The following is a 20,823-nucleotide window of genomic DNA, read 5'->3' on the forward strand; positions in this document are numbered from 1 at the left end:
TTACTATCGATCCCCGTGGCGCAGAACGGAAATAACGACGACCCGGACATGTACGGCGAGCCGACCCAGTACGCCAATTACGGCGGACCCGGCGGTACCGGAGGCCAGGCGTACAGCGAAACCCCGCAGCAGCCCGACTACGGGCAGACCGGATACGGCTACCAGCCGGAATACGGTACGGGGCCGGTTCCCGAGCCCCCGACACCGTGGTATCGCAAGCCCCCGGTGCTGGTCGGCCTCGGCGCGGTCGCGGTCATCATCGTGGCGCTCGTCATCTACGCGGTTGTCTCGCTGACCAGCGGCTCCTCGAGCACGACCGACAGCACCACCTCCAGCACCACGGCGACGACCACCGGATCGGCACCGGAATCGCAGTCGGTGGCGCCTGCTCCCGGCTTCACCGAGACGGTGACGGAATCACCGGCGAGCACCAGCACCGAGGCGCCGTCGGAGACCACCACTACCACGACGACCGCACCGACGACCACCACAACCACCACGACGACGACCACGACGCCCCCGACGACCAGCACCAGCACGGTCACCGAGACGGTCACGGTCTCACCGTCACGTCTGTTCCCGACGCTGTTCCCCCAGCCCGGTTCCGGCGGTCAGTAGCCCCGCGTCGAGTACTGCGCCACCAACGCCTCGGCGCTGCGCACGGCGGCGCGACAGGCTCTGGTCGTGAACGGATCGTTGAGCGGATGTTCGGCGCGTCGTCGCCAACGCTGCGCGGCCGCGAAGGCCGCACGGGGGCCGTCGTAAGGTTCCTCGGACGTCAGCCCGAGGCGGCTGGCGGTGTCCGTACCCGAACCACCGATGATCCGTCGCAGTGAGGCGATCTCGTCTTCATTGAGTGTTGTTGTCCGCGAACGCAATTGACTGAGCAGCCGGAGCTCTTCGAACGCATGGGTATCGGCAAGCAGCGGATCGATATCGGCGATGATGTACGGCGTCGCACGGATCGGGTTCAGCTCGACGAACCGTCGCAGCGATAACAGCGCGGTGTGCGCCTTGAGCAGTTCAGAGCGCTGGGCGAACTGTTGATCGATGACATCGCGCAACGCCACCAAACCGCTGCGTTCCAGCAGCTCGTCTGCCAGGGCCACCGAATCGCTGATGCCCGAGCGCAAGACAGCGATCGAGATCCGGATCCCGAACATGCCGAACCGGTCCAGCAGGTGGGCGCGGGTGGGTGCGTCAACGGGCAGCGAGCTGTCGTCACGGACGAACCGGTCCACGCTGAGCATGGCCTTGTTCAGCTCGGCGGGATCGAAGCCGGCCAGCTTCTCCAAGGCCACGAACTCGCTTTGCCGCAGCGTGCGCGCGGTCAGCGCCAACAGACCCGATACCGGTACCACCGCCTGGCAGATACCGGTTTTGTCCATCTCACTGGTGAACCGTTTCGCGACATCGTTGGCCGACAGCATTGCGTCAAGCCGACCTGCCCCGATCTCGTCGGCACGCGAGGCCACCCCGATCACGCCGAGTGCGCCCGACGATCCACCGACGAGTTCGCCGATCTGCTTGAGCAGAGCGATATCGGCCGCGTTGAGCGTGCGCAGCAGGAAAACCACCGCGTCGACCCTTGGCACCCCGTCCTCCGGCACAAGCAACCGCAGGGTGCGCTCGGAAACGTCCCGAGACAGCGAGGAGGTACCGGGGGTGTCGATGATGGTGGCGTCGATCAGTTCGGCGGCCGGCCATTCGACATCGAGGCCGGCGACGTCGTTGGGATCTAGCGCACCGAAGTCGAACGTCAGACCCCCCTGCGCTGACGGGCCGTTTTCGCGGGTGATCGGTACGTGGGTGCGTCGCCCGCCGTAGTGGTTGGCGGTCACCTTGGGCGTCGGGCCGTGCCGAAACCAGGTGACGATACGGGTGGCTTCCGTCGCGTCAGTGGGTGCGATGTTCTCCCCCACCAGCGCGTTGACCAGCGTCGATTTACCGGCCTTCAGCGTGCCCGCGAGCGCGATGCGGATGGGCTGATTCAGCCGCCAGCCGATCCGCTCCAGCTCGTTGAAAACGTCCGGCCGCTCTCGGAATGCGGGTTCGCCCTGATAGGCGCGGATGGTGCCGCCCAGGATGGCGCGTACCTGATCGCTGGTGCTCATTGCGTATCGACTTTACGGGCCCTAACTGTTGGGACCGGCCAAGAAGTTGCCTCGGCCGCGCTTGTCGATAGGATCGGCGCCCGTGGCCGCAGACAATGAGCCGTGGTACCGGACGCCGGCCGCCACCATCGCCGCAGGCGTCGCCGGCCTGGTGGTCGTCATCGGATTGGTCGTGACGGTCATCCAGATGTCCGACGACTGGAGCCAGCCGGATTCCACCGTGTACACCACCCCGGTGACCACCGAACAGACGCTGCGCACCACACAACCGTTCGTCATCACCCCGTCGGACACATCGACGACGTACCCGACCTCCAGGTTGTCCACCACGGAGATCGGCGCACCCGGTGAAACGACGTCGGACAGCACGACGGCACCTGGCCCTGACACCACGACGGGCGACCCGCGGTACCCGGGCACCCGACCCTTCACCAGGCCCTCGGCTACCTCACCCTGAGTTTGTCGATGTTATCGGTGACCTGGCTCAGGATGTTGAGCTGACGTTCCAGCTCCCGGATTCGCGCGTTGCGCTCGGTCTCTTCCATCCGCGCCGCGTTGAGGGTGGCCTGCAGTGATTCGTTCAGCGAGCGGGTGGTCTGGTTGGCGATATCGCGGTAGTGGTCACGCAACTGGCGCTGGATGCCTTTGAGCCGATCCCGGGATTCCTTACCGACGACAAAGGACACGTCCTCGACGAACTTGCGCAGATTCGTTTTCGCTTCGCCGCGCACCCTCAACATCCGGTTCTCCATGTCCTCCTTGTAGGCCTTGCGACCCAACAGCAGACCGGCGCCCAGCGAGAGCGGATTGAACATGCCAAGACCGGCGACAGAGGTGAGCATGCCGAACATCAGCACACCACCGTAGGACCCGCGCATGCTGGTAATGGCCTTGTGACCCTTGCCAATCGGCTTTGACTCCAACTTGGCCAGTGATTTCAGTCCGTCGAACCCTGCACCCATTTCACGCGCACTGACCTCGGGCATCTTCACCGCATCCAGGCCGGCTTCGACGAATGTGCGGGCCACCTCGCTGGCGAGCGCTTCCGCCCGCTGATACGCCCAGACGAAATTATCGCCGACAGCAGTGGCGACGGCGTCCTCGGCCTCGGCGCCGATTTCGGCCCAATGCTGTGTCGGGTCACACGAATCGATCACCTTCTCGCTGTGATTGGTGATGGCCCGGAACCGTGACCGCAGGTCGTGATCCACGTCGGCGGTCAGATCGGCGATCCCGTCGTTGAGCACCTGCTGCCATAACGCGGTGTGCTGCAAGGCTTCCTGCGCCTCTTCTTTGCGACGTTCCAGATCGTCGGTGAGCCGGCGGGCATCCTCGGGATCGTTGATCGCAGACAACTCCGAGCTCACTGCCAGCGTGAGATGTTCTGCGGCGGCGGCGATTTCACCAAGCACCTGGTCGCGTATCCGGTCGTTCTCACGGGAGAGCACCTTCTCGGAGAGGAACTTCACGATCGCCGGGAAGTTCGACTCCTCGTTGAGTTCCTTGTCGTTGAGTTGGACGGCGTGGCTGCGCAGCAGCGATGACGCCGGGATCATCGGCATGGTCACCTCCGCCCGCTGCAGATGCCCGGCGTTGGTGTCGACGATCTGCCGCCAGTGCGGATACAGGTCGGTTTTGGTGGCGACGACGGCGCCGACGGGGCAGATCTCGAATGCCTGTCGGATGAACCGCATCTCGGGCTCGGTGAATTCCTGGCTGGTGTCCGACACCATCAGCATGGCGTCGGCGTCGGGGAGCAGTCCCAACGTCGCCGACAGGTGCGGCTGCCCGTGCCCACCCACCCCTGGGGTGTCGACGAAAGCCAACCCACCCTTGAGCAGTGGGCTGGGCGCCTTGACCTCGACGCGGATCACCTCACGGCCCCCCGCTTGGGGGGCCCGGCGCAGGTCGAGTTTGATATCGGAGATCGGGATCTCGATCACCTCGGCTTCGGCATTGCCCGGCCGGGGCGCGACGACGAGATTGGCCGATGCCGGTTCACCGAAGGTGACGATGGTGACCAGGGCGGTCGTCTCGTCATCACCGACCCGGGCCACCGGCATGTTGAGCAGTGAGTTCAGCAGTTGACTCTTGCCCTGTTTGAGCTGGCCGGCGATCACCACCCTGATCTGGGGGTCGAGGATCCGCTCGTGCGCGACCTCGAGGCGCTGCTTGAGATCGCCGCGATCGTTGAGCTCGGCGATTCGGCCGGTGTGTTCGATCAGCTCGACGATCACCTTCACCCGGCGCGGGTCATCCGGTTGCGTCACTGTGTTGTCCCATCTCTGTCGCGCACCCTCTTGCACCCCGCCGGTAACACCGTAGGCGCACGAGTCGGCGGGGACCTTGAAGGTCCCCGCCGACTCGCTCGAACTCAGCAGAAGATCAGAATCCGGGGACGTGGCTACCCGCCAGTGCCAGCGAGTGGCTGTGGTCCAGCGAGTTGTCCGACGCCAGCGAGTTGTTGCTCGCCAGGCTGGTGTCAAACAGCGAGTTGTCCTCGTGGGTGGACGCATCGGTGACCGTGGTCTGGTGCACCGAGCTGTCGGCGTGATCGTCGACAGCCACCGTGGTGTTGGTGTGCGCAGAGGTGTCGGCCGATGTGTGCGACGACGTGTCCAGCGAGTTGCCACTGTTGGTGGTCGGGTTGTTGATGACGATGCCGCCACCGCCGGCGTTACCGCCCTGGCTGCTGCCCAGGCCGATGCCGAGCAGGCCGCCACCGCTGCCGGCACTGGCCCCGCCGCCGTTGCCACCGCTGGCATCGACGTCGTGCAGGACCGTACCGGTGTTGTCCTTGATGACGGTGCCGTTGCCCGTCGCAGTGGTGCCGTTGTCTTCGACGGTGCTGTGCCCGACGGCCACGTTGGAGCCGGTGCCTGCCAGGATGTCGCCGTTGTTGACCTCATTGCCGTTGCCGAGGACCGCACCGTCACCGCTGACGATGTCCCCCTTGTTGTCACCGGCGACCACGACGCCGCCGTTGGTGGCGGTGTTGGTGGTCTTGTCGCCGAAGGTGATGTCACCGAAGCCGAGGTTGAAGGCACCCTGCTGGGCGTTGGCGCCTGCGGACTGGTCCGGGCTCAGCAGCGAGGTGTCGTTGTTGCTCAGCAGGTCGGTGTTGGTCTCCGGGGCAAAGTTCGGGGAAAGCAGGTTGTTCTGTGGGGTGTAGTCGTACGCCGGGGCGAAGCCGTACTGGTTGGACACCGCGCGCTGCAGCCCGACGATCGGGTCGCCGCCGCCGAGCACCAAGCCGGGGACCGCGGTCGCGGCGACCGAGCCCAGCTGGGCGGCGGAGACACCGGCGAAGCCGGCGTCGCGCAGAGTCTGCTCGGGAGCGGCGACGAACGCCTGCGCGATGTCTTCGCTGCGGAACAGGTCGAGGATCCAGTCGATGAGGTTCATGTTCGTGCCTTTCGGGTTTTCAGGCCTTCGCTTTTCGGGGCCCCGCCGGCTTGTCCGGCGATCTGAAATAGACGTTATTCATCCGCAGGAGCTCCAGAAACGGGGCGCCAACCCGTACGTTTCGGCCCACCCCCAGGGGTCACCTTGGGGGGTTCGTTAGGGGATTAGGGGGTCACTCGGGGGGGGGCAGCACAAATGACGCCGCCGGCAACGCGATTGCGTTGCCGGCGGCGTCATTCGCCCAGTTCAGGGCTACTGGAACTCAGTTGAGCAGGTCGAAGCCAGCAGAATCGGCGTCGATATGGTGTACGTCCACGCCGAGCTGATCGAAGACCGCGTGATCAACAGAGCCGTCGACCCCAAAGGCACTTGCATCGACAGCGGTGGGATCGATCCCGAGCTCGTGCAGCTGCGTGGACGGATCGAAGCCGTCGAGTCCGGTGATGGCATTTCCGCCGGAGACCTCGGTCCCCAGCGACGGATCGGCCTGCGTGAGCGTCTGGGTGTCGATGACACTGCCGGACAAATCATGCACGGCTGCGGTCGCATGGTCTGTCAGATCCGCTGCGTGCGGGGTGAACGCATCGAACGCGGCGGTGGCTGCCCCGCTGGTCCAGACGTTGCCGTCAGGCACGCCGGCGCCGCCGAAGCTGGACACTGCGCCGGGAAAAGAAGCCCATGAGTCCGACACCATCGGGATCAAGTTATTGACGTCAGCGCTGGTCACATCGGTGAGGTGAGCATTGGCAATGGCCTGTGCCGGATCGGCGGCATACTGGGCAGCGACCTGGGGATCACGCACCAGCGACATTACGAAGTCGAGCAGCTCGTTTGCCATGACACGTTTTCTCCAGTGCTAGTCCAGTCGGTTCCCAAATGCTATCCAGCCGAGACCAGTTCGTGATCGGTGCCGATACCACCCTTTTGACGGGCGCGTTAGGGGGTGCACCGTTAGGGGATCCACACCGTTAGGGGGATCGCGTGCCAGGTTGCCGGGGTACCCCGCTGAGAGCCGCTATGGTGAGACCGCCTGTCCCCACTAGGCCGATCCAAAAGAGAGCCCATTCTGAGCCGAACACGAGGTGCACCATATGAGCGACTCACTGGGGTTGTCGATCGGGATGACCAACCTGGCGGCGGCCCGAACGGGCCGTCCGCCGGTGACCCGACGCTCGGTGCTCACGCTGTTCGAACACCGCGCTCCTGAAGTCGGACTGCCCAGCGAAAACCCCAACCTGACCGAGCGCGGCATGGTCATGTGGGGGTTCGTCGAGCGCGTCGGCGATCCGGTTCCGCTGGTCGCTCAGGACGGGTCGCCGCACCGCGGCGATGCCCTGGCCGTCGAAGCATTGGACGCCATTGCCCGCACCGCCGCCGACGGTGCGGGTGCACCCGAGAAGGTGGCGATCGCGGTGCCCGCCCATTGGGGCCCCGGCGTCCTCGGCGCACTGCGCGCCGCGCTGCGAAACAAACCGGGGTTGTACTCCGATGGCACTCCACCACAACTGATTTCGGATGCTGTGACCGCGCTGGCGGCCCTGCAGAACGGGCCGGGCCTGCCGTCGGAAGGTGTCATCGCGCTATGCGATTTCGGCGGTAGCGGAACCACCATTGCACTGGCCGATGCGGGCGCGGGCCTGCAGCCCATCGGCGAGGTCCTCCGTTACACCGAGTTCTCCGGCGACCAGATCGATCAGTCGATCCTGCAGCACGTACTCGCGGGAATGTCGGATGCGAACAAGGTCGACCCGGCAGGCACCGCGGCGGTGGGGGCGCTGACCCGTCTGCGCGGCGAGTGCCGACTGGCCAAGGAGCGGCTCTCCGCCGAGACGGTGACCGTAGTCAACGCCGAGCTGCCCGGTTCCACTACCGATGTCCGGCTGACCCGGACCGAGTTGGAGGGTCTGATCGAGGAGCCGATGGCCGGTTTCCTCGACGCCCTCGGAGATGTGCTGGAGCGCAACAGGATTCCCGCAGCCAGCCTGGCGGCTGTGGCGACCGTCGGCGGTGGCGCGGCCATCCCGATGATCACCCAACAGCTCTCCGATCAGCTCCGGGTGCCGATCGTCACCATGCCGGACCCGGCATTGACCGCCGCTGTCGGCGCCGCGGTGCTCGCCGAACGTGGCGCTGTACCGGATGCGGCGACAGGCCTGGCGCCCGCGGTAGCCGCAGCCGATATGCCCACCGGACTGGCGCCGGTCGCCACCGGGGCGGATGTGCCTACCGGGTTGGCGCCGTCTGCCGCAGCTGCCGCGCTGGCCTGGTCGCAGGACGACGACGACGCCACCGGCGAACCAGTGGTGCCGTATTCCGGTGAGGACTACACCTTTGAGGTCAATCAGGGCACCGCGGCCAGGCCCGCAGTGGAATTCGAGCGGGAGCCAGAGGACCCGTTCGACGGTGACCCACCTCCGCTGCCCTGGTACAAACGCCCACCCCTGCTGTTCGGGGCGGCCGCTGCCGCCGCGCTCCTGGCCATCGGCGGGCTGGCCATCACGCTGACCAGCACCAGTAGCGACACCACCCAGGTGACAGAAACCAGCACGCTCCCGGGCGAGACGACCACGACGGTTCCGCCCACCAGCGAGACGGTCACCATCACCGACTCGAACGGCGCGGTCACCACATCGCTGGTGCCGCCTCCACCGCCGCCGTCGACCACCACGACGACCACTCCGACGACGACGACGACCTCGCCCACCACCACGACGACGACAACCACCACAACCACGACGACCACCACAACCACCACGACCCCGACGACGACTCGGACGACAACCACCACCCCACCGACCACCACGGCGCCACCGACGACCACCCAACCGCCGCCGACCACGACGGTTGCGCCGCCCACCACCACGGTGGCGCCGCCGCCAGATCCGGTCACCTCGATCATCACCGGAGCCACCCAGCCACCGGATCCCGACGCGGGCTAGTTCCGGATCGTGACTGAAATTCCTTCTGCGGCACAGGAAGTCGTGCGCGAGCTGACCGTCGCACCTGACGTCCCGCTGAAGGTCCTGGTCGCCGGGGGCATCGGAACAGGAAAGAGCACGGTCCTGGCGGCCATCCGCGAGACACTGCGATCGGCGGGAACGGCGGTGCTCACCCGTGCGCCAGCTGACGCTGATCCGCCGTCGGCGATCGTCATCGACGACGCCCACCTGCTCACCGATGACGACCTGGTGGCACTGACCGAACGCGCCGCTGATCCCGCGGTGACGCTCGTGGTGGCAACCGAGCGCCAAGATCACCGGCCCACCTTGCGCGCGCTGGCCACCACCATCGAACGGGAACGACCCCGCATCGGGCTCGGCGCGTGGACTCGTGCCGAGGTCAGTGGCAAGGTGGCCGCCCACACCGGCGACGACGCCGTCCCTCATCTGATGGCGGCCACGGCCGGGTTGCCGTTCCTGGTCGAAGCCGTGTTGTCGGCAGATACCGGCGACTCGATAGCGGCGATCGCCCAGGCCGCGTTCTTCGCGCTGACCGACCGGTTGCGCAGCCTCGATGAAGCCGTCTTGGAAGTGTTGTTGATCGGTTCGCTCAGTGCCGAACTCGGCCCTGCGGACATCGCCGCCGTCCTGGCCGTCAGTGTCGCCCAGGCGCACGCGCAGGTCGACCTCGCCCACGCCACCGGCCTGCTTGACCCGTCACACGGACCGCACTTTCTGGCCACCCTGCACCGAGCTGTCGGCCAGCTGGTCGGCACCGGCCGACATCACGATATCGAATCGGCATTGCTACGTTCACAAGCTGAAATGTCAACACTGTCAATAGATCTCGCATTACAACTGGCCGAGCACGGCGTGGTCGACCCGCAATTGGCCGAAGTCCTCACCAACGAGGCGACGACACTTCGCGGCCGCCCGGAGGAGGCCGCCCAGCTCTATCAGGCCGCCATGGACGCCGGAGCGGAATCCGTGGCGGCACCGCTGGCCGATGCTTTGGCATTGGCCGGCGACTGCGCGGGGGCGGCCGCACTGGCGGACACGTTGCTCAGCGCCGAGGACGCCGACCTACGGGCAGCGGCGGTACGGATCGCAGCCAGTGTCGCCATGCACGACGGGAACAGCGGCCAGGCCGCCGAACTCTTCGTCTGGCTGGGTCAGCAACCGGACGCACGGCCGAACAACCTGGTCGGGGCGGCGGGTGCGGTGGTGTTGACCGCGACCGGCGATATCGAGCAGGCCCGCGCCGGCATGCGCGCACCGGATGCCGGCCCTCCGACATCGACCGCCCGCACGGCGCGCAGCCTCGCCGAAGGCCTCCTGCTGACGATCGATCAGCCATACGCCGTGGCGGTGGCCCGATTAGGCCAGGCGATCACCGCCGACCAGCCTGCCACCGAGGCTGTGCCGGACAGCCCGGCCGCACTGGTCACGCTGACGGCGCTGCACTCAGGGGATCCGGCGCGGGCCCGCAGCGTGATCGGCCGCGCTGCCCGCAGTGCCGCACAGGACGCCATGTTCACCCACCGGCATCGACTGCTGTTGGGCTGGACGCGCATGCAGGATGGACAGCTCCAGGCTGCCGCGGCCGACGTTGCCAGCGTGCCGACCGCGGGATTGCATCGGCGCGACGCCCTGTGGGCAGCGGCGCTGCGCACCGGGATTGCCCGGCGCAGCGGCGACGCCGGCGGTGTGCAGAAGAACTGGCATGCGGCGATGGAAGTGCTCGCCGAATACTCGATCGATCTGTTCTCGCTGCTTCCGCTCGGCGAATTATGGGTGTCCGCTGCCCGGTTACGGCAAGTGGATCGGCTCTCACACACCCTGGATCAGGCTTTCGGACTGCTCGGAGCACTGGGCAATCCGCCGTCCTGGTCGCTGCCGCTGCACTGGTCGGGCGTGCACGCCGCGATCCTGGCCAATTCGCCGGAGTCGATGGCGCCCCACGGCCAGGCACTCACAGCGGCGGCCGGACACAGTGGTTTCGCCAAGGCGCTGGCCGGCGGGGGCCGAGCCTGGCTACGCGTGTTGGCCAATCAGATCGACGTCGATGACGTGTCCGCGGCGGCCCACGGCCTGGCCCAGTTCGGGTTGACCTGGGATGCCACCCGGCTCGCGGGCCAGGCTGCGCTGCAGGCCTCTGATCCGCGGGTGTCGGGCGTCATGCTGCAGGTGGCGCGTGACCTGAAGCTGACGTCCGGCCAGGACCTCCCCGATGTCGGCCCCGCCGGGATGTCCCCGGAGCCGGCGTTGTCGTCGAGCCCGTCGCGGCCGTCCGGCGCCCCCACTGGCGCCGTGTTGTCCGAACGTGAACGCGAGGTCGCCGAGTTGCTGTTGCTCGGGATGCCCTACCGCGATATCGGCGCTCAGCTCTTTATTTCGGCCAAGACCGTCGAACATCACGTGGCCAGGATCCGGCGTCGACTCGGTGCGGAATCTCGGTCGGAAATGTTGTCGATGCTGCGGGCAATGCTCACCGCTCAGAGTTGAGACGCCTGCCACATTTTGCGCCAAGTTAGGGCAGCCTCGCTAGCGGGCCTAATAGCCGGGATGCAACTATGAGCTGGACGTAGGCTAAGTTACCCGCGAGTAACTTAGGCTAAGTTACCAGTGAGTAACTTACGAGTCGGAGGCAGTCTGTGAGCACTCTCGAATGGGCAAGGCTGGCGCTTGGCCTGGTCGGCACCGCCGTGGTGTTGGTGTTTGCGGCACGCCGGGTGATGTTCTTGGTCAACCTGATCCGCTCGGGTCAGCCCGTCGGTGACGAGACCGGCCGCAAAGACGACATCCCCGCCAGGATCAAGGCGCAATTCACCGAGGTGTTCGGTCAGAAGAAGCTGCTGAAATGGTCCCTCCCTGGCATCGCGCATCTGTTCACCATGTGGGGTTTCTTCGTTCTCGCCACGGTGTATCTCGAGGCCTACGGCGTTCTGTTCAACCCGGAGTTCCACATCCCGTTGGTCGGGCGCTGGGACGCCCTGGGCTTCCTGCAGGACTTCTTCGCCGTCGCCGTGTTGCTCGGCATCATCACGTTCACGATCATCCGACTGCGCTCCGAGCCCAAGGAGTACGGCCGTTCGTCGCGCTTCTACGGTTCGCACACCGGCGGCGCATGGCTGATCCTCTTCATGATCTTCCTGGTCATCTTGACCTACGCAATCTTCCGCGGCGCTTCGGTCAACGCCCTCGGTGACGCCTTCCCGTACGGCTGGGGTGCCTTCTTCTCGCACGCCCTCGCCGCGCCGCTGGCGCCACTTGGCCACACCGCGAACGAGTGGATTGAAACCATCGCGCTGATGGGCCACATCGGCGTCATGCTCGCCTTCCTGTTGATCGTGCTGCACTCCAAGCACCTGCACATCGGTCTCGCGCCGATCAACGTCACGTTCAAACGGCTGCCCGACGGGCTCGGCCCGCTGCTTCCGGTGGAGTACAAGGGCGAGCGCGTCGACTTCGAAGATCCCGCCGAGGATGCGGTGCTCGGCCGCGGCAAGATCGAGGACTTCACCTGGAAGGGCTACCTCGACTTCACCACCTGCACGGAGTGCGGCCGCTGCCAGTCGCAGTGCCCGGCGTGGAACACCGGAAAGCCGTTGTCTCCCAAGCTCGTCATCATGAACCTGCGTGACCACCTGTTCGCCAAGGCGCCCTACATCATCGGCGGCAAGCCGATGCCCAACGGGGAGAACGAAGCAGAACAGCTCGTCTCCACCGAGGGCGGTTTCCTCGAGTCCAAGCACGACGAACATGACCACGTGCCGGAGTCCGGTTTCGAGCGCATCATGGGCTCCGGCCCAGAGCAGGCCACCCGTCCGCTGGTCGGCACCCTGGAACAGGGCGGCGTCATCGACCCTGACGTGCTGTGGTCCTGCACCACCTGCGGTGCATGCGTCGAGCAGTGTCCGGTGGACATCGAGCACATCGACCACATCGTCGATATGCGTCGCTACCAGGTGATGATGGAGTCGGAGTTCCCCAGCGAGCTCGGCGTGCTGTTCAAGAACTTGGAAAGCAAGGGCAACCCCTGGGGCCAGAACGCCAAGGACCGCACCAACTGGATCGACGAGGTCGACTTCGACGTGCCGGTGTTCGGCAAGGACGTCGACAGCTTCGTGGGCTACGAATACCTGTTCTGGGTGGGCTGCGCGGGAGCGTATGAGGACCGCGCCAAGAAAACCACCAAGGCCGTCGCCGAACTGCTCGCCGTTGCCGGGGTCAAGTACCTGGTGCTGGGCGAGGGCGAGACGTGTAACGGCGATTCGGCCCGCCGCTCCGGCAACGAGTTCCTGTTCCAGCAGCTGGCCGCGCAGAACGTCGAGACGCTCAACGATCTCTTCGAGGGCGTCGAGCGGGTCGACCGCAAGATCGTCGTGACCTGCCCGCACTGCTTCAACACCCTGGGCCGCGAGTACCCGCAGGTGGGCGGCAACTTCACCGTGCTGCACCACACCCAGTTGCTGAACCGCCTGGTGCGCGACAAAAAGCTCGTCGCAGTCAGTCCGGTCAATCAGGAAATCACCTATCACGACCCCTGCTACCTGGGCCGGCACAACAAGGTCTACGACGCGCCACGTGAGCTGATCGGCGCGGCCGGCGCCACGCTGACCGAGATGCCCCGCCACGCCGATCGCGGCCTGTGCTGCGGCGCAGGCGGCGCGCGGATGTGGATGGAAGAGCACATCGGCAAGCGCGTGAACGTCGAGCGGACCGAGGAGGCCGTCGATACCGGCGCTTCCAAGATCGCCACCGGCTGCCCGTTCTGCCGCGTGATGATGTCCGACGGTGTCGACGACGTCGCCGCCACCAGGGACATCGACAAGGTCGAGGTTCTCGACGTGGCTCAGCTGCTGCTGGGGTCGCTGGATCTGTCCGAAGTGAAGCTGCCCGCCAAGGGTGCCGCGGCCGAAGCTGCCGCTGCCAGGGCCGCCGCGCTGGCCGAAGCCGAACCCGAGGCCGAAGCCAAACCGGAACCGGAAGCTCCCGCCGAGACCAAGGCCGAGGCGGCGCCAGCGGCCGAGCCCGTCAAAGCAGCGGCTCCGGTCAAGGGGCTCGGGATGGCCGGTGCTGCCAAGCGCCCCGGCGCCAAGAAGACCGCGCCTGCTGCAACGGCAGAACCGGCACAGGCCGAGGCGGCGCCAGCTGCGCCGGCCGCGCCGGTGAAGGGCCTCGGCATCGCCGGTGGCGCCAAACGCCCCGGCGCCAAGAAGACCGCGCCTGCTGCAACGGCAGAACCGGCACAGGCCGAGGCGGCGCCAGCTGCGCCGGCCGCGCCGGTGAAGGGCCTCGGCATCGCCGGTGGCGCCAAACGCCCCGGCGCCAAGAAGACGGCGGCCGCACCCGCGGCTGACGCCGCACCCGCCGAAGCCGCCGCCCCCGCGGCTGCTGAACCCGCCGCGCCCGCGGCCCCGGTAAAGGGTCTTGGCCTGGCAACAGGCGCGAAGCGCCCCGGCGCCAAGAAGACCGCACCGGCAGCACCCGCCGCTGCTCCGGCGGCCGAACCTGCCGCCACGTCGGCTCTCGCAGCCGCGGAGCCGGCGGCGACTGAGCCAGCCAAGGCGGGAGCGCCTGTCGTCGGCCTCGGTATCGCCTCAGGTGCCCGTCGCCCAGCTGCCAAGAAGGCTCCTGCCGCGACACCGGCACCAAAGGCGGCCGAGCCGGCTCCCGAACCCGCCGCCGCTGAACCCGCGCCGGTGGCCAAGGACGAGGCACCAGCCAAGGACGAACCTCCGGTTAAGGGCTTGGGAATCGCCCGCGGTGCTCGTCCGCCGGGCAAACGATAACGGCCCGCTGACTCAGCGCGTCCTGCCGGAGAACTGAATGCCAGCCACCTCGTGTCGCTCGTCGCCGGCCCCACGCCGTCGGTCGATCTCGCACGCGATCGCTGCGGCCCTCATCGGCGCCAGCGCCCTTTCGGCCTGTACGACGACGCCGCCGCCGGCAGCAGCTCCGATCGCACCATTGGCGGATGATTCCGACACCGCGATCAACAACGCCATCAAGGCCATCACCACGTTCCCGACGAAACTCGATCCGAGGATCTGGGATGGAATGGCCATGAAACCGGATGTGCACGACGCTATCGAGCGCGTGGTGGATCGGGTCACACGCGCATCGGGAATCGACGGGTTGACGATCGATGGCGTGGGTCTGTTCGGGAGCAATGCCTCCTATGAGTACGACGACAAATCCGATGTCGGTGTCCATGTGTTCGTGCACAAACCTGGAATGACGGATGAAGATCTGGAGCCGTTCATGCAACTGCTCAACGATCAGATAGAGCGTCGGCAGGAAGGTCAGATCCTGCTTTACGGTCTCCCCCTGGAGGTCGTTTTTCACGCCGGGCGGCCCGCCAGCCATCAGCCGCAGGCCGGAATCGGCCAGTATTCGGTGACCGACAATCGCTGGGTGGTCGAACCGGTGCAGCAACCCGACAACTTCGACATCAACCAGATGAGGTCCGATGCCAAGACATACATCGGCAAGTACAACAGCGTGGTCGGTGAATACCTGGCGGCCAAAAAGGGTTTCGACTGTTCTCGGTTCAACAAGCTCGACGACGAGATGGGCGCGTACCGCAATTCGGGCTTCGAGCAGGGCTTAGGGAGCCGTTCGACACAGAATCTGACCTACCGGGCGTTGCGGCGGCTCAACGTCGAGATTCCAGAAATGGTGGACACCCTCGAAGACGAATGCACATTCGTCAACGAATCCATCGGATAACAGCGCCTCACCCTCGCGGGCGCAATTGATCAAAATGTCGGCAACCCAGGCGTCGCTACGCCTAGCCAACCTTGTTGAGCTTGAACGGATCCTGCGTGACCTGACCGCCAGGGCAGCTGTAGTTGGAGTCGGTGGTCAGAATTCCGTTGAGGGTGTTCGGATCGACCGACAGGGAGATGTAGGCGGGCGCGTAGCTGCCGTCGTCACAGATGACGCCGTCGGGCTTGGTCACGATGAAGTTCCACAGGCCATTGGTCATCGTGGTGGGCACGCTCCAGCCCTGATTACTGGCGACGGTGCCGGTGCAGCCATTCGTCGCGCAGTTCGTCGAGACGGTCCACATCGAGTAGGGGTCCCCGCCGGAATAGGTGCCGTTGAAGGGAGGCGGGTCCGCGTGGGCAGAACCGGCGAACGTCATGGCCGCAGCCGTCATCGCAAACGTTGTGACGAGCGTGCGTCTGATTGTCAGCTTCATTCCCCTGCTTCCGACCAATGGTTACTCAGGTAGTTAACAGGTACTTCGGACCAAATTCGTGCACGTGCACAGGAAACTCATCGATGTGTCCCGCATGTCGCTCAAATGAGAGCAAAACGCAATCTGCACCCCCGTTCACCTGCGGTGGGGCAATGGTCGGGGAAAAATGCGTGGACAGGCGTGGGACCATAGTTACCGTGAGTACCAATCAGCTGCCGTGGCAGAACACCGGCCACCCTGACCGACAGCGCATCTTCACGCAGTCGAGCAAGCTGCAAGATGTCCTGTACGAGATCCGTGGCCCCATTCACGATCACGCCGCCCGGCTGGAGAATGAGGGACACCGCATCCTCAAACTCAACATCGGCAATCCGGCCGTATTCGGTTTCGAGGCGCCCGACGTCATCATGCGCGACATGATTGCGGCACTGCCCCAGGCGCAGGGGTATTCCGATTCCAAAGGGATCGCGAGTGCGCGACGCGCAGTTTTCACCCGCTACGAATTGGTTCCGGGTTTCCCGCGTTTCGATATCGACGATGTCTTTCTCGGCAACGGGGTTTCCGAGCTGATCACCATGACCCTGCAGGCGCTGCTCGACAACGGCGACCAGGTGCTCATCCCCGCGCCGGACTATCCCCTGTGGACGGCGTCGACGGCGTTGGCCGGTGGTACCCCGGTGCACTATCTGTGCGACGAGACCCAGGGGTGGCAGCCCGATATCGCCGACGTCGAAGCGAAGATCACCGACCGCACCAAGGCGCTGGTGGTAATCAATCCGAACAACCCGACCGGCGCGGTCTACTCACGCGAAATCCTCACGCAGATGGTCGAATTGGCGCGTAAGCACCAGCTACTACTGCTCGCCGACGAGATCTACGACAAGATTCTCTACGACGACGCCGAGCACATCAGCCTGGCGTCGCTGGCACCTGATGTGCTGACCCTGACGTTCAACGGCTTGTCCAAGGCCTATCGCGTGGCGGGCTACCGGTCCGGCTGGCTGGTGATCACCGGCCCCAAAGAACATGCGACCAGCTTCATCGAGGGCATCAGCCTGCTGGCCAATATGCGGTTATGCCCCAATGTTCCTGCGCAGCATGCCATTCAGGTGGCGCTCGGCGGTCACCAGAGCATCGAGGATCTGGTGCTGCCCGGCGGCAGGCTGCTCGAGCAGCGCGATGCCGCCTGGAACAAACTCAACGAGATCCCCGGGGTGTCCTGCGTCAAGCCCAAGGGTGCGCTGTATGCGTTCCCGCGCCTCGACCCTGAGGTGTATGACATTCAGGACGACGAGCAGCTCGTCCTCGACCTCCTGCTACAGGAGAAGATTCTGGTAGTGCAAGGGACCGGATTCAACTGGCCCGCACCGGATCACCTGCGCATTGTGACCCTGCCATGGGCCAGGGACCTCACCAGCGCCATCGAACGGCTCGGCAACTTCCTGGTGAGCTACCGCCAGTAGCACGCCAGCGACGGCATCTACCCTGTTGCCGTGGCGCATTCCCATTCGCATTCACTGTCGGGTCCGGCCCCGCTGAGACCGTGGGCGGCGCAGGTCGTCGTCGGGCTACTCATCGCGATCGGTATCGCCGTCATCGCCGCGGCCGCCTTGCTCTGGCCGAGCCAGCAGAAGACGGATATCCCGCTGCCGTTCCAGAACGCTTCTGGCGGCGCAGTGACCACCGAAGGTGGCCGGGTGTTGTCGAGCAGTCTGAGCGACTGCGGCAGCCCGTCGGCGGGACAGGTGCTGACGGCGGCGGCAGCACCCGGCGTGGCGGGTAGCGGCCAGTGCGTGCAGAACCTCATCGCGATCAACTCCGGCCCGAATGCCGGTGCCAATACGATGCTGGAGTTCACGCCGGGACCTGGTCAGCCCAGCCTGTCCGCGGGTGATGAGGTCCGGATCAGCCGCCAGGTGGACGGGCAGGGGTCGACGAGTTACGCCTTCTACGACTTTGAGCGGACCTGGCCGCTGGTGATACTGGCCGCCGCCTTCGCCGTGGTGATCGTGGCGGTGGCACGGTGGCGCGGTCTGTTGGCCATGGTGGGGATCGTCGTCGCGTTCGGTGTGCTGGTGGTCTTCCTGCTACCCGCGCTGCGTGACGGCGCCCCGGCGGTACCGGTGGCCCTGGTGGCGTCGGCGGCCATCCTCTACGCGGTCATCTATCTGGCGCACGGGGTGAGTCTGCGCACCAGCGCCGCGCTCCTGGGCACCCTGATGTCGCTGCTGTTGGCCGCAGGCCTGTCCTGGGCCGCCATCGAACTGGCCCATCTGACCGGACTGTCGGAGGATCAGAACAACGAGGTGGCGGCCTACCTCGGCAACGTGTCTATCACCGGACTGCTGCTGGCTGGTTTCATCATCGGCTCACTCGGTGTGCTCAACGATGTCACTGTCACGCAGGCTTCGACGGTGTTCGAGCTGGCGAATATCGCCGAAAACAACTCGCGCCGAGCAATATTCGTGGGCGCGATGCGGGTCGGCCGTGACCATATCGCCAGCACGGTGTACACCCTGGTGCTCGCTTACGCCGGCAGTTCGCTGCCGCTGCTGCTGTTGTTCAGTGTCGCCAACCGGTCACTGGGCGATGTGCTCACCAGTGAAAGCGTGGCCATCGAGGTCGCCCGCTCCGCTGTCGGCGGTATTGCGTTGGCTCTGTCGGTTCCGTTGACGACGGGGATCGCGGCGCTGCTGGCGACTACGCGTCCAGATCCTCTTCCGTCAGCTCGGTAGCCGCTAGCGCCGACACCAGGTCATCGTGGCGGAAGACCGAGGTGACGTGGTCGTGCACCACCCGGAACGCGGAGGCTTGGGTGGTGCCGTCGTCGAGAGTCTGCTCGAAAACCACCACACCGTCGTGCACGTACATCTGTCCGACGGTCAGGGTGTCGTCGAAGTCGGCCGCCCATTCCCGCAGAGCCTTGTGGCCTTGTGCCGCGCCATCGGCGTCGGCAATCTCGATATCCTCGCTGGACAGGCGGACGAGGGTGTCGAGGTCGCGGGCGTTGAGGGCGTCATGCCAGGCCAGAACGGTCGCGATCTCCGAAGTCGTCATGGCAAGCAAACTACCCCGTACCCACGATCAGAACTCTGTGCGGTCCAGCCAGGACTGCCACACCGATTGGTCGCCATGCACGTCGACGGCCAACTCGGCGACCGGTCGGCGCCGGGTGATCGCCAACAACAGATCGACCACGGGGCCGCGCACGGCGACGCTGCCTTTACCGTGTCCGTGGGACCAGGCGAGAGTGCCGTCGGCGGCCGCGCTGATCATCCACTCCCCTGCCGCACCGAGACCCTCGTCGACGGCATGCAGGTGCAGTGACTGATCGGCCTCGAGTGCTGGCACTCCGGCCACATCGAGCCATTCGCTGATGGCGTCTGCCGCCAGCGCGGGCGCCAGATCGAAATCGGCGCCGGCGGCGATGGCCGCGTCGGCGCGGTGCACGATGACCTCGTGCAGGCGGCGGCGTATCCACCACGCCGACGGGCGGGGTCCCAGGAATGTCCACACCGGGACATCAGCGCCGGTCGCGTCGACCGCCAGCAGTAGCTTGTCCACGCCGTCCATCAACCAGCGCGCGGCGGCGTCGGGATCCTCGGGTGGCTTCCCTTCGGGGACGGCGCGGGGGTCGAGCGCTTCGGTGGCGCGATCGAGCACGATCTGCGCCGACCACCGGACGCCGCGACCGACATGCCGGAACAGCTGCTGCACGGTCCAGCCGGGGCACGTGGGTACCGGCGCGGCCGGATCAGCTGCGGCGATGGTGTCGATGAATGCGCGGTGCTCGTCGATGAGCTGCGTGGTGTAATCCACCGGGTCAGGTTACGCGACGCCCCAGACAATGCACCTGCCATCCGGCGGCCTGCCAGCGCGCCACGTCGAGGCAGTTGCGGCCGTCGACGACAACCTTGGACCGGACAGTCCCGGCCAGATCGTGCGGGTCGAGGTCGACGAACTCCGGCCACTCGGTGAGCACCAGGACGGCATCAGCACGGTCGCAGGCTTCCAGCGCCGACGTCGAATAGTTCAACGTGGGGAAGATCTTGCGCGAGTTCTCCATCGCCTTGGGGTCATAGACGTTCACCGCGGCCCCGTTAAGTTGGAGCAGCCCAGCCACATTGAGCGCCGGCGAGTCCCGCACATCATCGGATTCCGGTTTGAATGCCGCACCGAGGACCGCGATATTCGCGCCCAGCAGTGACCCGCCGCAGGCCAGCGTCGCCAGCTCCACCATGCGGGTCCGGCGGCGCATATTGATGCTGTCCACCTCGCGCAGGAAGGTCAGGGCATGATTGGCGCCCAGCTCACCCGCGCGCGCCATGAACGCCCTGATGTCTTTGGGCAGGCAGCCGCCGCCAAATCCCAGTCCGGCGTTGAGGAACCGGCGACCGATCCGAGGGTCATAGCCCAGCGCATCGGCCAACATGGTGACGTCGGCATCCGCGGCCTCGCACACTTCGGAGATCGCGTTGATGAATGAGATCTTGGTCGCCAGAAAGGCATTCGCCGAAACCTTGACCAGTTCGGCGGTCTGCAGGTCGGTCAGCAGAAAGGGTGCGCCGCCCTCCAGCAGCGGGGCGTACAGTTCGCGGATCGCGGTCTCGGCGTGCACCGAATCTCGTTGCACACCAAGGACAATACGGTCCGGGTGCAGCGTGTCATGGACGGCGAACCCTTCGCGGAGAAACTCTGGGTTCCAAGCGATCTCGACGTCGACCCCGGTCGGTGACAGTGCGCGTGCCCGATCGACGAGCGCGGCCGCGGTGCCGACAGGAACGGTCGACTTACCCACGATCACTGCAGATCTGGTCAGTCGCGGTACCAGCTCGTCGATGACGGAGTTGACGTGTCGCAGATCCGCGGCGTACTCGCCCTTCTTCTGCGGGGTGCCGACACCGAGGAAGTGGACATCGGCGAAATCGGCGGCCATCTCGTAGTCGGTGGTGAACCGCAGCCGGCCCGCTGCGATGTTGTCAGTCAGCATCTTTGGCAGACCAGGTTCGTAGAACGGAACCTCGCCCGCCGCCAGCTTGGCGACCTTCCCCGGGTCTATGTCGACCCCCAGTACCTCATGCCCCAATTCAGCCATTCCGGCGGCGTGCGTAGCCCCCAGGTAGCCGGTGCCGAAGACGGTGCATCGCATACTGCA

Annotated in this window: 17 protein-coding genes; 8 read left to right on the top strand and 9 right to left on the bottom strand. The window is 65.9% G+C overall.

Features of this window, described 5'->3' with window-relative positions; all coding sequences use genetic code 11:
• Positions 1 to 15: 15 nt before the first annotated feature.
• Entirely contained in the window at positions 16 to 618 is a 603-nt protein-coding gene (locus tag ADBZ9O_RS30040; protein WP_526527088.1) for a hypothetical protein, read from the top strand.
• Here ADBZ9O_RS30040 and ADBZ9O_RS30045 read toward each other — a convergent pair.
• Positions 612 to 2,114 (bottom strand): dynamin family protein, encoded by a 1,503-nt coding sequence (locus ADBZ9O_RS30045; RefSeq protein ID WP_526527090.1) that lies wholly within the window; start codon positions 2,112 to 2,114, stop codon positions 612 to 614. The two genes, ADBZ9O_RS30040 and ADBZ9O_RS30045, sit on opposite strands and share 7 nt — an antisense overlap.
• 82 nt (positions 2,115 to 2,196) lie before the next feature.
• Here ADBZ9O_RS30045 and ADBZ9O_RS30050 point away from each other — a divergent pair, with 82 nt between their 5' ends.
• Positions 2,197 to 2,571 (top strand): hypothetical protein, encoded by a 375-nt coding sequence (locus ADBZ9O_RS30050; protein WP_526527092.1) that lies wholly within the window; start codon positions 2,197 to 2,199, stop codon positions 2,569 to 2,571.
• Here the strand turns inward: ADBZ9O_RS30050 and ADBZ9O_RS30055 are convergent.
• From ADBZ9O_RS30055 to ADBZ9O_RS30065, 3 genes are all read right to left on the bottom strand, one after another.
• The gene (locus ADBZ9O_RS30055; protein WP_526527094.1) at positions 2,558 to 4,384 is read right to left on the bottom strand and encodes a dynamin family protein; all 1,827 of its coding nucleotides are present in this window, start codon (positions 4,382 to 4,384) and stop codon (positions 2,558 to 2,560) included. The genes ADBZ9O_RS30050 and ADBZ9O_RS30055 overlap by 14 nt on opposite strands.
• Positions 4,385 to 4,499: 115 nt before the next feature.
• Positions 4,500 to 5,519, bottom strand: coding sequence for an IniB N-terminal domain-containing protein (locus tag ADBZ9O_RS30060; RefSeq protein WP_526527095.1), 1,020 nt, complete (start codon positions 5,517 to 5,519; stop codon positions 4,500 to 4,502).
• Between the two features lie 262 nt (positions 5,520 to 5,781).
• Positions 5,782 to 6,357 (bottom strand): Rv0340 family IniB-related protein, encoded by a 576-nt coding sequence (locus tag ADBZ9O_RS30065; protein WP_526527097.1) that lies wholly within the window; start codon positions 6,355 to 6,357, stop codon positions 5,782 to 5,784.
• A gap of 253 nt (positions 6,358 to 6,610) precedes the next feature.
• Here ADBZ9O_RS30065 and ADBZ9O_RS30070 point away from each other — a divergent pair, with 253 nt between their 5' ends.
• The 3 genes from ADBZ9O_RS30070 (at position 6,611) to ADBZ9O_RS30080 (ending at position 14,253) form a co-directional block, all read left to right on the top strand.
• Positions 6,611 to 8,458 carry an Hsp70 family protein gene (locus ADBZ9O_RS30070; RefSeq protein ID WP_526527099.1) on the top strand — a complete coding sequence of 616 codons (1,848 nt, stop codon included), beginning with the start codon at positions 6,611 to 6,613 and terminating at the stop codon, positions 8,456 to 8,458.
• A 9-nt stretch (positions 8,459 to 8,467) separates the two neighbouring features.
• On the top strand, positions 8,468 to 10,963 hold the full coding sequence (gene iniR, locus ADBZ9O_RS30075; RefSeq protein ID WP_526527101.1) for an isoniazid response ATPase/transcriptional regulator IniR: 2,496 nt from the start codon (positions 8,468 to 8,470) through the stop codon (positions 10,961 to 10,963).
• 149 nt (positions 10,964 to 11,112) lie between these two features.
• A complete protein-coding gene (locus ADBZ9O_RS30080) occupies positions 11,113 to 14,253 on the top strand; it encodes a (Fe-S)-binding protein (RefSeq protein ID WP_526527103.1) in 3,141 nt (1,046 codons plus the stop codon).
• 12 nt (positions 14,254 to 14,265) lie between these two features.
• Here ADBZ9O_RS30080 and ADBZ9O_RS30085 read toward each other — a convergent pair whose 3' ends face one another.
• Complete coding sequence (locus tag ADBZ9O_RS30085) at positions 14,266 to 14,529, bottom strand: hypothetical protein (RefSeq protein WP_526527104.1); 264 nt, start codon at positions 14,527 to 14,529, stop codon at positions 14,266 to 14,268.
• Here ADBZ9O_RS30085 and ADBZ9O_RS30090 point away from each other — a divergent pair.
• Complete coding sequence (locus ADBZ9O_RS30090; protein ID WP_526527106.1) at positions 14,522 to 15,193, top strand: nucleotidyltransferase domain-containing protein; 672 nt, start codon at positions 14,522 to 14,524, stop codon at positions 15,191 to 15,193. The genes ADBZ9O_RS30085 and ADBZ9O_RS30090 overlap by 8 nt on opposite strands.
• A 61-nt stretch (positions 15,194 to 15,254) precedes the next feature.
• Here ADBZ9O_RS30090 and ADBZ9O_RS30095 read toward each other — a convergent pair whose 3' ends face one another.
• Positions 15,255 to 15,626, bottom strand: coding sequence for a hypothetical protein (locus tag ADBZ9O_RS30095; protein ID WP_526527108.1), 372 nt, complete (start codon positions 15,624 to 15,626; stop codon positions 15,255 to 15,257).
• Positions 15,627 to 15,838: 212 nt separating this feature from the next.
• Between ADBZ9O_RS30095 and ADBZ9O_RS30100 the strand changes: the two genes are divergently transcribed.
• On the top strand, positions 15,839 to 17,131 hold the full coding sequence (locus ADBZ9O_RS30100) for a pyridoxal phosphate-dependent aminotransferase (RefSeq protein ID WP_526527110.1): 1,293 nt from the start codon (positions 15,839 to 15,841) through the stop codon (positions 17,129 to 17,131).
• Between the two features lie 30 nt (positions 17,132 to 17,161).
• Positions 17,162 to 18,403 carry a YibE/F family protein gene (locus ADBZ9O_RS30105; RefSeq protein WP_526527112.1) on the top strand — a complete coding sequence of 414 codons (1,242 nt, stop codon included), beginning with the start codon at positions 17,162 to 17,164 and terminating at the stop codon, positions 18,401 to 18,403.
• Here ADBZ9O_RS30105 and ADBZ9O_RS30110 read toward each other — a convergent pair.
• From ADBZ9O_RS30110 to ADBZ9O_RS30120, 3 genes are read right to left on the bottom strand one after another with little or no spacing between them, the layout of a single operon-like run.
• Entirely contained in the window at positions 18,369 to 18,725 is a 357-nt protein-coding gene (locus tag ADBZ9O_RS30110) for a nuclear transport factor 2 family protein (RefSeq protein WP_526527114.1), read from the bottom strand. The genes ADBZ9O_RS30105 and ADBZ9O_RS30110 overlap by 35 nt on opposite strands.
• 27 nt (positions 18,726 to 18,752) lie before the next feature.
• On the bottom strand, positions 18,753 to 19,487 hold the full coding sequence (locus ADBZ9O_RS30115) for a maleylpyruvate isomerase family mycothiol-dependent enzyme (protein WP_526527116.1): 735 nt from the start codon (positions 19,485 to 19,487) through the stop codon (positions 18,753 to 18,755).
• A gap of 4 nt (positions 19,488 to 19,491) precedes the next feature.
• A complete protein-coding gene (locus ADBZ9O_RS30120; protein WP_526527117.1) occupies positions 19,492 to 20,817 on the bottom strand; it encodes a UDP-glucose dehydrogenase family protein in 1,326 nt (441 codons plus the stop codon).
• Positions 20,818 to 20,823 lie beyond the last annotated feature (6 nt).

Source organism: Mycobacterium sp. (genome assembly GCF_965229105.1).
GTDB lineage: Bacteria > Actinomycetota > Actinomycetes > Mycobacteriales > Mycobacteriaceae > Mycobacterium.

Bases quoted from the DNA above. Each gene is read 5' to 3' on its own strand.
- ADBZ9O_RS30090 (WP_526527106.1), top strand. From the start codon at position 14,522: ATGGCCATGAAACCGGATGTGCACGACGCTATCGAGCGCGTGGTGGAT.
- ADBZ9O_RS30045 (WP_526527090.1), bottom strand. From the start codon at position 2,114: ATGAGCACCAGCGATCAGGTACGCGCCATCCTGGGCGGCACCATCCGC.
- ADBZ9O_RS30065 (WP_526527097.1), bottom strand. From the start codon at position 6,357: ATGGCAAACGAGCTGCTCGACTTCGTAATGTCGCTGGTGCGTGATCCC.
- ADBZ9O_RS30095 (WP_526527108.1), bottom strand. From the start codon at position 15,626: ATGACGGCTGCGGCCATGACGTTCGCCGGTTCTGCCCACGCGGACCCG.
- ADBZ9O_RS30085 (WP_526527104.1), bottom strand. From the start codon at position 14,529: ATGGCCATTCCATCCCAGATCCTCGGATCGAGTTTCGTCGGGAACGTG.
- ADBZ9O_RS30110 (WP_526527114.1), bottom strand. From the start codon at position 18,725: ATGACGACTTCGGAGATCGCGACCGTTCTGGCCTGGCATGACGCCCTC.
- ADBZ9O_RS30120 (WP_526527117.1), bottom strand. From the start codon at position 20,817: ATGCGATGCACCGTCTTCGGCACCGGCTACCTGGGGGCTACGCACGCC.
- ADBZ9O_RS30060 (WP_526527095.1), bottom strand. From the start codon at position 5,519: ATGAACCTCATCGACTGGATCCTCGACCTGTTCCGCAGCGAAGACATC.
- ADBZ9O_RS30070 (WP_526527099.1), top strand. From the start codon at position 6,611: ATGAGCGACTCACTGGGGTTGTCGATCGGGATGACCAACCTGGCGGCG.